This is a genomic window from Streptomyces otsuchiensis (genome assembly GCF_004305975.1).
Classification (GTDB): domain Bacteria; phylum Actinomycetota; class Actinomycetes; order Streptomycetales; family Streptomycetaceae; genus Streptomyces; species Streptomyces otsuchiensis.
Genome location: NZ_BHZI01000215.1, coordinates 1 through 10168 on the forward strand (window position 1 = coordinate 1; position 10168 = coordinate 10168).

8 protein-coding genes and 1 pseudogene are annotated in these 10168 nt (G+C 74.2%); 2 read left to right on the forward strand and 7 right to left on the reverse strand.

Translation table 11 applies throughout. The annotated features are described in order from the left end of the window. Positions 1-89 precede the first annotated feature (89 nt). From pheA to E0D90_RS19125, 7 genes and pseudogenes are all read right to left on the reverse strand, one after another. A pseudogene (gene pheA, locus E0D90_RS19095) lies at positions 90-1013 on the reverse strand (prephenate dehydratase); the annotation flags it as partial. A gap of 146 nt (positions 1014-1159) precedes the next feature. After that, positions 1160-2608 (reverse strand): iron uptake transporter deferrochelatase/peroxidase subunit, encoded by a 1449-nt coding sequence (efeB, locus tag E0D90_RS19100; RefSeq protein ID WP_130799389.1) that lies wholly within the window; start codon positions 2606-2608, stop codon positions 1160-1162. Positions 2609-2616: 8 nt separating this feature from the next. After that, positions 2617-4671, reverse strand: coding sequence for a copper resistance CopC/CopD family protein (locus E0D90_RS19105; RefSeq protein WP_130799390.1), 2055 nt, complete (start codon positions 4669-4671; stop codon positions 2617-2619). A 13-nt stretch (positions 4672-4684) separates the two neighbouring features. Continuing rightward, positions 4685-5122, reverse strand: a complete 438-nt coding sequence (locus tag E0D90_RS19110; RefSeq protein WP_227870325.1) for a copper chaperone PCu(A)C — start codon at positions 5120-5122, stop codon at positions 4685-4687. A 95-nt stretch (positions 5123-5217) separates the two neighbouring features. Next, positions 5218-5886, reverse strand: coding sequence for an SCO family protein (locus E0D90_RS19115; protein WP_130799391.1), 669 nt, complete (start codon positions 5884-5886; stop codon positions 5218-5220). A gap of 190 nt (positions 5887-6076) precedes the next feature. Further along, complete coding sequence (locus E0D90_RS19120) at positions 6077-6814, reverse strand: YcnI family copper-binding membrane protein (protein ID WP_130799392.1); 738 nt, start codon at positions 6812-6814, stop codon at positions 6077-6079. A gap of 115 nt (positions 6815-6929) precedes the next feature. Further along, positions 6930-7865: a hypothetical protein gene (locus E0D90_RS19125; RefSeq protein WP_130799393.1), complete on the reverse strand. Its 936-nt coding sequence runs from the start codon at positions 7863-7865 to the stop codon at positions 6930-6932. A 241-nt stretch (positions 7866-8106) separates the two neighbouring features. On the opposite strand from E0D90_RS19125, the gene E0D90_RS19130 reads away from it, so the two are divergent. Beyond that, positions 8107-8589 carry an ATP-binding protein gene (locus E0D90_RS19130; protein ID WP_130799394.1) on the forward strand — a complete coding sequence of 161 codons (483 nt, stop codon included), beginning with the start codon at positions 8107-8109 and terminating at the stop codon, positions 8587-8589. Between the two features lie 299 nt (positions 8590-8888). Next, positions 8889-9986: a sporulation protein gene (locus E0D90_RS19135; protein ID WP_130799395.1), complete on the forward strand. Its 1098-nt coding sequence runs from the start codon at positions 8889-8891 to the stop codon at positions 9984-9986. Positions 9987-10168: the final 182 nt, after the last annotated feature.

The following is a 10168-nucleotide window of genomic DNA, read 5'->3' on the forward strand; positions in this document are numbered from 1 at the left end:
TTTTCAAGCAGAAGACGGCATACGAGATTGCCTCTTGTCTCGTGGGCTCGGAGAATGTGTATAAGAGACAGGTCCGTTCCCGGGATCTCGCCGCGCCCGTCCAGACACCGGTTGAGCCAGTCGTTCGCCGCCAGGAACGCCTCGTCGGAGGTCCCGTGCCGCAACAGCGGCCGCCCGCCGTCCGCACGCGGATACGAACCGAGGTACCGGACCCCGGCACACAGCCGCTTCAGCCCCATCAGCGCCTCACCGACCCGGCGGTCCTCCAGATGCCCCTCGCAGTCGACCTGGAAGCAGTACTGACCGATGCCCCCGCCCGTCGGCCGCGACTCGATCCGCATCAGGTTCACCCCACGCGCCGCGAACTCCTGCAGCAGCTCCAGCAGCGCGCCCGGATGGTCGTCCCGCAGCCACAGCACCACCGAACTCTTGTCGGCGCCGGTCGGCGAGGCGGGCCGCGCCGGACGGCCGACCAGCACGAACCGCGTCGCCGCGTTCTCGGCGTCGTGGATGTCGGTGACCAGCGGACGCAGCCCGTAGGTCGCCGCAGCGAACTCACCCGCGAAGGCCGCGTCGTACCGGCCCTCCTGCACCAGCCGCGCCCCGTCCGCGTTCGACGCCGCCGACTCCCACTGCGCCTCCGGCAGGTTCCGCTCCAGCCAGCGCCGCACCTGCGGCTGCGCCACCGGATGACCGGTGACCGTCTTCACATCGCCCAGCTCCGTACCCGGCCGCACCAGCAGCGCGAACGCGATCGGCAGCAGTACCTCGCGGTAGATCGTCAGCGGCCGGCCCGACGCCAGCTCGTCGATGGTCGCGGTGACGCCGCCCTCCACCGAGTTCTCGATCGGCACCAGCGCGCCGCCCGCCTCCCGGTTCCGCACCGCGTCCAGCGCGGCGGCGACCGAGACCATCGGCACCAGCTCCCTGGTCGCGGCCTCGGGCAGGGTGCGCAGCGCGGCCTCGGTGAAGGTGCCCTCCGGGCCGAGGTAGGTGTAGCGGCTCGACGTCATGGCCCAACGGTAGTCCCGCGCGGCCACCCGGTGCGCCCGGTCTCAGCTCGCGGGCGACGGCCCGCCCACGCCCCGGCCCCCGGCAGCGGCCCCGCGGAGAGACGGCGGCGGCCCGGCGGCGGCCCGACAAACGGACGGCGCGCCGGTCAGCCCTCCAGCAGCGGCTGGCCCACGTAGCCACCGCGCTGCGCGCCCGGCGGCACCGCGAACAGCCCGGACGCCTCGTGCCGCAGGAAAGGCGAGAGCGCGTCCCCCCGGTCCAGCTTCCGCTGCACCGGCACGAACGCCCGGTACGGGTCGGCCTGCCAGCACAGGAACAGCAGCCCGGCGTCCGGTGCGCCGTCCTCCCGGAAACCGTCGTGGTACGAGTACGGCCGCCGCAGCATCGTCGCGCCGTCGTTGCTCTCCGGCGCCGACACCCGGACATGGGCGTTGGGCGCGATCACCGGCCCGCCGCCGTCGGTCCGGGCCGCCAGATCGACGGGGGTCGTCTCCTCGCCACCGGTCAGCGGCGCCCCGTCCGCCTTCCGGCGGCCGATCACCCGCTCCTGGACCTCCTGCGGCTCCTCCTCCCAGGCGTCCAGCAGCATCCGGATGCGCCGGAAGACCACGTACGAACCGCCCGCCATCCATGCCTCCGAGGCGTCCGGGGCACCCGGGCCGTCCTGGCCGTCCTGGCCGTCGCCCGCGACGAAGACGAGCCCGGCGAACTCCTCGTCGCCCTCGCGCGGGTTGTTGGTGCCGTCGACCTGGCCCATGAGGTTGCGGGTGGTCATCGGCGCCGCCGTCGCGCCGAGCGCCCGGTTGAAGCCGCTCTGCTGCCAGCGCAGCCGGGCCGTCCCCGACTCGGTCGCCGCCCGCTGGACCGCGCGCAGCGCGTGGAACGCGACCAGCGCGTCGTCCGCCCCCACCTGGACCCAGAGGTCGCCCCCGGAGCGCTCCGCCACGAGTTCGTCGGCGGAGAACGCCGGCAGCGGACGCAGCGCCCCCGGGCGGCGGCCGGTGAGACCGGTGGCGTCGAAGAAGTCGTGGCCGAAGCCGAAGGTGACGGTCAGCGACGACGGTCCCGCGTCCAGCGCCACCCCGGTGTCCCGCTCGCCGGGCTCCCCCGCCATCAGCGCCTCCGCCAGCTCCGACCAGCGGCGCAGCAGCGCCGCCGCGCCGCGCCGGGCGTCGGACTCCGTCGCCGGGACCAGGTCGAAGGCCAGCAGATGGCCGTGGGCCTGGGGCGGGGTGACGATGCCCGGCTGGTGGGGTCCGTGGAACGGCACCGCCGCCGAACCGACGGTGCTGAGCGCCGGACCGTCCGCGTCGCGGGCGGCACGGCCGCCCAGCAGCGTGCCCCCGGTGCCGACGGCGGCGCCCAGCGCGGCGGCGGCACCGCCGGTGGCGAGCAGCCGGCGGCGGCTGAGGCCCCCGGACCCGGCCGCCGCGCCGGTGTCGGGGCCGGTTTCAGATGCGCCCGGCCCCGGAGCGGTCTCCGGCCCCGGAGCGGTCTCCGGCGCCGGGGCGCCACCGGCCCCCGCCCGGGGCCCGGCCGCGCGGGCCGGGCCCTCGCCGGACGGGGGGCCGCTGGAAGTGGTGCGTCGTGCCATGGAACGGTTCAGCCGATCGAGAAGGTGTCGGTCTCGGTCACCTGGTCGATGTCCGAGGTACGGATGGTCACGGCGATCTGCCACTCGCCGGGACGCGGCAGCTGGAAGCCGGGCTGCGTCCAGTGCCCGATGTCGACGAGGAGGGGTTCGAACCGCAGGGGCCCGATCTCCTCGGCCTCCAGGGTCACATCCACGCGCAGCTCCGCGGCGGGCACCGGCTCACCGTCGGCGTCGGTGGTCCGGACGTGCAGCGTGTTGTCGCCGGTACTGCCCGGGTCGATGTCGATGTACGCGGTCCCGGCACCGTCCGCCCCGCCGGTGTCGAACGGGATCTCCAGCGAGATCGGCCCCTGGGCGACGGGCGCGGTGACCGACGCCTCCTCCGTCGCGGTCCGGGCCGGCGCGGTGCCGGTCAGGGCCGTCGTCGCGATCAGCACGGCGACCGCGATCGTCGCCTCGGCCAGCACGGACCGGCGCAGTCCCGACCGGACCGGGTCCGCGTCGCGTACCTTCTCCCGCCGGGCCCGGCTGACCGCCTCCCGCTGGCGGGCGAGCTGCGCGGCACGCGCCGGGTCGGGGCTCGCACCGGGGCCGGCGTCGGTGCCGGTGTCCGACCCCGACACCGGCTCTGGCTCTGGCTCTGGCTCTGGCTCTGGCTGCGACTCCGGCCGCGGCTCCGGGTCGCCGAGGCGCGCGGTCCAGCGGCGCGATATCCACCCGACGCCCAGCATCAGCGCGACCAGCGCCACCTTCACCACCAGCAACTGCCCGTAGGAGGTGGAGAACAGCACGTCCCAGCTGCCGACCTGCCGCCACGACTGGTAGACGCCCGTCACGGCGAGCACGGTGACGGAGCTCATCGCCAGCGTCGAGAACCGCCGCACCGCCCGCCGGGACACCGGTGCGTCGCCCCGGGAGAGCAGGAGCAGCAACGTGGCCAGTCCCCCGAGCCAGGCCGCCGCGGCGACCATGTGCAGCATGTCCGCCGGGATGGCGATCTGCGTCTGCGGACCGGACGAGGCGTGTTCGGCCATCGCCCAGGTCGCGGCGAGACCAAGCGCCAGGATGGCGCCGGAGACGCCGAGGCCGAAGGCGAGGTCACGGGCGGTGGTCGCGGCACCGTCCCGCGCCTGGCCACCGTCCCGCGTCCGGCCACCGTCCGCCACCTCACCGGCCTCGGACCCCGCGCGTGTGCGCGCGCCGTCGTCACCGATGCCGTCACCGCCCGTGGCGGCGTCCCGGGCGGCGACAGCGCGTGCGTACGCGCCGTACAGCACCGCGATGAACAGTCCCGCCGCCGCGAGCAGCAACAGCCGCGCCGTCAGCGCCGTACCCGTCTTGGTCTCGATGACGTCCCGCAGCCCGGCCAGCCGGAAGGCGTCACCGAGCCCGCCGCCGGTGACGTAGGGCCCGCGCAGCAGGAGCAGCGCCAGGGTGGCGCCGGTCAGCAGCGACCAGCCCAGCAGCGTCAGCCGCTGCACGGCGCGCGTGCGCACCGCCGGGGTCGAGCAGGCCAGCACGAAGACGACCGTGCCGATCAGCAGCAGGTAGCCGGTGTACGCCACGTACCGGCCGATGTCGTAGAGGAGGCCGACGGTCCCGCCGCCGCTCTCCTCCTCACCGGAGATGTCGACACTGGTCTCCGACGGCGCGCCGATGGAGAAGGTGAAGGCACCGGCCACCGGGTGGCTGTCGGTGGAGATGACCTGCCAGGCGACGGTGTAGGTGCCGTCGGCCAGTCCGGCGTCGAGGGTGACGCCGTAGGCGACCCCGGTCTCCGCCGGGCGGCGTTCGGGCGCGGCCGTGTCGGTGCGGGTTCCGTCCGGGTCGAGTACCCGGATCGAGTCGCCGGAGATGGCGACGTCCTCGGAGAAGGTGAGCACCACCTCCTCCGGGGCCTGGTCCAGTACCGCGTCGCTCTGTGGGTCGCTGCCGATGAGGGAGGCGTGTGCCGCGGCGGGGGCGGCGGCCAGCAGCAGCGCGGCGACCGTGGTCACCGCGAGCAGCAGGGCCGCCGCCCCGGCGCGCAGCCGGGGGGCGTGGGGGAGGTGGTTGGCGTCCATAACGGTCCTGCGGTCACCTTCCGGTATGGGTGGGGTATTCGACCGGGACGTTCAGGGTGATGGGCTCGGACTTCTCGAAACGCAGCTCGATCGGGACGGTGTCGCCGGTCTCCGGCTTGCTGGAGAGACCGTGCAGCATCAGGTGGTTGCCGCCGCGGGACAGTTCCAGGCTGCCCCCGGCGGGGACGGGGAAGGAGTCCACCGGGCGCATCGAGTTGTCGACGGTCTCGTGCAGTTCGACCTTCTCCGCCATCTCACTGCTGGCCCCGGTCAGCACGTCGTCCTCGCCGCCGGTGTTCTCCACGACGAGGAAGCCGCCGGCGACGGCCTCGCTGACCGGCTCGGGGACGAACGCCCCGCTGACGCTCAGCTCGGGCGGCTCGGGGTCGCCGGCACCGCAGCCGGTGACGGCCGCCAGGGCGAGCGCCCCGGCCAGCGTCGCGGCGAGCACGGCAGGGACCCGACGCGGCCGGCGGCTCATCGACCGGCGGCTCATCTGCCGGCGCCTCATCGGCCGACGGCTCGGGAGGAGGCTCGTACCGCCGCTCACGGGGTCTCCCCCTCAATGAGCAGCGGCAGGTCGCGCTCGAACGTCTCGGTGGTCACGCCCTCGGTGTAGAGGACGTGGGCCTTGTCGTCGCCGGGCAGGAAGGCCAGGACCTGGGCGCCGTGACTGGAGATGACGGAGCCGTCCTCGTCCTCGTACGGCTCCTCCAGCAGCACGCCCAGCGAGCGGGCGGCGGTCTGGATCTCCCCGAAGTCGCCGGTCAGGCCGATGAACTCGGGGTCCTGGGCTGCGAGCCAGGGGCCCAGCGACTCGGGGGTGTCGCGCTCGGGGTCGGAGGTGATCATGACGACGCGCAGCCGCTCGCGCTGCTCCTCGTCCAGCTCGGCGGCGGCGTTCGCGATGTTGCTCATGGTCAGCGGGCAGACGTCGGGGCAGTTGGTGTAGCCGAAGTAGAGCAGCGTCGCGTAGCCGGAGGTGTCCTCGACCAGGTCGAACGTCTCGCCGTCGGTGTCGGTGAGGGTCACGGCCGGCTTGTCGAACGGGGTGTCCAGGACCGTCCCGGCCGCCGGGTCGGGCGCGTCCGAGCCGTCCTGCTGGACGACTGCGGCGGGCTCGTCGCCGTCGCCGGAGTCCGAGCCGCAGGCGGCCAGGGTCAGGACGGTGGCGAGAGAGAACGCGAGGGCGGCGCTGGTGTGGCGCAGGTTCATGATGACGGTGCTTTCGTGGTGGTGCCGCGGTGCGGGGTGGGTGGTGCGCGGTGCCCGGGCGCGCCGGGGGCACGGTGGTGCCCCCGGCGCGCCCGCCACCGGCTGGGCGCCGGTGGCGGGCGGGGCTGCGACCGGTCCCCGGAGTTCCCGAAACGGGTGACGGGGACGGGTCGCCAGGGGCGCCGGTGGCTCAGGAACCGCTGCCGGGACGGCGCAGCGCCAGCAGGGCGACGACCGCCCCGATGACGCCGACGCCGAGGCCGACGCCGCCGATCACGCGCGCGGTGGTGTCGGAGGAGCCGCTCTCGTGGGAGGCGGTCTCGCTGGAGGCAGCGGCGGTGTCGGCGTCGTGGCCGTCCTCCTCGGCCTCGTCGTCGCCGCCGTGGCCGTCGTCGGTGGCCGCGGTGAGGGTCAGCGTGGCCGCCGGGCTCTCGGCGTCGTCGCCGGGCTCGTCGATCCAGCGGACGACCTCGTCGCTGTCGTAGGTCTGGATCGCCTTCAGCACGAGCTGGTCGGCGTCCTCCGGCAGACGGCCGACGGAGAGCGGGAACTGCTGGAACATGCCGGGGTTGATCTCCCCGCCGCTCCAGGTGATCTTGCTGGGCGCCTCGGTGATCTGGTTGCCGTGGACCTCCAGCGGCTCGTCCAGCTCCGCGGTCTCGACCTCGATGTCCCAGCCCGGCACCGGCTCGGGCATGACCGAGGCGACGGGGTGGTCGGGGTCCAGGAACAGCTCGACGGAGACCGTCGAGGCGTCGTCACGCTCGTTCGGCACCTTGACGTTCACGGTGGCGTAGCCGCCACCGGGAACCTCACGCGGGTCGATGGTGACGTGGGCGGAGGCCGGGGTGGCCAGCGCCAGCACGGTACCGGCGGCGACGGCGCCGCCGAGGGCGATCCGGGCACGACGAACGAAGGGGCGGGTCATGGGTACTCCTGGGTCCTGACGAGGACCGGTTCCGGTCAGCGGAAACCGCGTCCTGATGACGGTGGGGGAAGGCACGGCCGGGGCCGCACCGTCCCTGCCCGGGAGGTGCGTGCCGTCAGGCCGCGAGGGTCAGCTGTGCGCGGCCGGCCGGCGGGCCACGCCGGATCACCGTGTCCGCGAGGACCGTGCCGCACGTCGCGGCGGTCGGATGGTGCCCGCTGCCGCTCGGGCGTACGGCGGCCGGCGGGCCGGGCCGCGGGCCGGCGAGCAGCCGGGCCACCGCCACAGCCAGCCGCAACGCCGCCGGGAGCGCGGCGACCAGCGGAGCGGAGAGCCGGATCAGGCTCCACAGCGCGGCCTCGCCGCGCAGCAGCAGCCAGCCGGCGCACAGCGCGGCGAGCAGGTGCCCGGCCAGCATCGAGGGAGCGGCCAGCGAAAGCAGCGCGGCCAGCAGCTCACCGAGCAGCCCGGCAGCCGGACCGACCGCGGCGGCGGCGAAGCTGTCGTCGGGAACGGGTGGCGGACGCAGCCCGGCCTCCCGGATCAGCCGCTCGGCGTCGACGAGGCTCAGGCCGGCGGCGTGGTCGTTGCACAGCAGCCGCGCGGCCAGCTCCATGGTGGACTCGGCGCCCGACGAACCGGCGCCGGACGCGGCAGCCGCCCCGTTCGCGGCGTCGGCCGCGCCGGTGGCGGCGCTGGTGGCGGCGGTTCCGGCGCCCGCGTGTGCGGCGTGCCCCGCGGCGGGCGAGGTGCCCGCCGCCTGGGTCGGCGCGCCCGAGGCGTGGGCCGCGGCGGCGCTGTGACCGAGACTGAAGAGGACGTGCAGCCCGACCTGGGTGGCCGCCACCACCGCCGTGACGGCGGGCAGCGAACGGCGCTGCCGCCCGGCGAGCGGCACACAGCAGACGAAGAGGACGAGCCAGCCGACAGCGACCTTCCACGGCTCCACACCGGAGCCGGCGGCCAGCAGGTGCCCGGTCGTGGCAAGCACACAACAGGCCGCGGCGAAGACCGCGGCCCGCAGCAGGCGCACATCCAGGGCGGCAGGCATGGCGGCCACATCATCTCACCGCCGTGTCCGATACGTCTGCCCCGGGGGCAGCACTAGCTCGCACGTGCGAACGGTCACACCGACAGTAGCGTCGCTATATCGACCGAAGTGTCCGGTACATCCGCCGATTGGGCGTTGTTCGCGTGGCCTCGGGCTTACGACGGCGCCCGATCGGCAATAACTACGGGTGTCAGGTCGCGGCTGCCCTGCCGCGCGGACGAGACGAGGGAAAGGAGGAGCCATGAGCATCTGGTGGTCTCTCCAGCTGCGGCGTGAGGCTTCGAGCGTCCCCTTCGCCCGCAGATTGCTCAGCGGCGCCATGGACACGGCGGGAGTGGACTCCGACATCTCCCACGAGCTGTCGCTCGCCCTCACCGAGGCCTGCGCCAACGCCGTCCAGCACGGCGGAGGACCTTCCGGCGTCTACCGGGTCACCGCCTCGATCGACGGTGACATGTGCCGCATCGAGGTCACCGACTCCGGCCCCGGGTTCCCGTCGACCCGCCTGCTCGCCGATCCGATCGGCGACATCCTGGACCCGGCCGCCGTCACGGCGACCACCCGCACCGTCGAACACGAGCTGGAACACGGCCGCGGCCTGCGCCTCATCGAGGCACTCGCCGACCGCGTCCGCTACGACAACCAGCCGGGCTGCGGCGGCGCGGTGATCTCCTTCGACAAGATCCTCAAGTGGCGGGACGACTCCCTACTGCACGCGTCGTAAGGCGCCACGGGAACACACCGGTCAGGCACCGGGCGAACCGCGCCGCACCCCCGAGGGGTGCGGCGCGGAGGCGTGTCCGGAGCGGCCCCGGGGCATCGCGTGACCCGATGACCGAGCGACGCGCCCGGTTGTCCTGAATCGATCGGGTGATGGAGAGGCGGGGTGGGAACTCACCCCGGGGGCGCGTTAGTTGTCGAGGAGGGCCGCTGCTGTGTGCGGCGGCGCCGGACGGGTGCGTCATGGCATCCCGGAGACACGCACGCGTCATCGACGCGCGACACGAAGGAGTGAACGCCGCGATGGTGTTCAAGCGTCTGCTCGGTGCACTCGGGGTCGGTGGCCCCACGGTCGACACGGTTCTGTCCGGGCCCGGCACGCCGGGTGGCTCGGTACAGGGCGAGGTCCATGTACAGGGCGGTGAGGCCGAGTTCGAGATCCAGCAGATCGTGCTGGAGCTGGTCGCGACGCCGCAGCCCGCGCCCGCCCAGCAGGGCGGCGGCCCGATGGGCGGCATGGGCGGCGGCATGGGTGGCGGCGTGGGCGGTGGCGGCGGGCAGGGCAAGCCGGTCGTCTTCGGCCGTGAGGTGGTCGCGGGCGGCTTCCGGATCGCGGCGGGGGAGAAGCGTTCCCTGCCGTTCTCGATGGCACTGCCCGCCGAGACGCCGTTCACGGAGCTGTACGGTCAGCCGCTCGGTCTGGAACTGGGCGTGCGCACGGAACTGGCGATCGCCGCCGCCAAGGACAGCGGCGACCTCGACCCGCTGGCCGTCTCCGCGCTCCCCGCGCAGGAGGCCGCGCTGGAGGCGCTGGGACAGCTCGGTTTCGGTTTCGCGAAGACGGTGCTGGTGCCCGGGCCGGTCGCCGGTGCGCAGTACCAGGAACTCCCCTTCCACCAGGAGCTGATGCTCAGCGCCGCACCGCAGTACGCCGACCAGGTGCAGGGACTGGACCTGACGCTGGTGGCCACCCCGCAGGGTGTGGACGTGGTGCTGGAGGCCGACAAGCACCTGATGGGCGGGATGCCGGGGCCGCATGTGCGGCACACCATCCCGCACGGCGAGGTCGAGTCCCGTGACTGGCAGGCGGAGGCGGACTCCTGGGTGCGGGAACTGCTCCAGCTGCGGCAGCAGTTCGTCGAGCAGTTGCAGATGCAGCAGATGGGTGGCATGCAGGGCTACCCGGGCCAGATGCAGCCCGGCATGCAGCCCGGTATGCAGCCCGGTATGCACCCGGGGATGCAGCAGCAGCGCCGCGGCGGTGGCGCCGGGATGGCGGTGGCGGCCGGCGCGGCCGGTCTGGGCGCGGGTGTCCTCGGCGGCATGATGCTGAACGAGGCGTTCAGCGGTGACGACGACGGCGGCGACGACATGGCCGACGACGGCGGTGACGACGAGTGACCGGCACCGGTACCGCCACCCCGTGAGGGCGTGACGGTACCGGCCTCGGGCCCCGTGCACCGCTCCGGCGGGCACGGGGCCCGTTCGCGTCACGCCCGCTCGCGTCACGCCCGCTCGCGTCACGCCCGTTCGCGTCACGCCCCGGGCCCGGCCGTCCCCCGCTCCGGCCGTCCCCACCACGC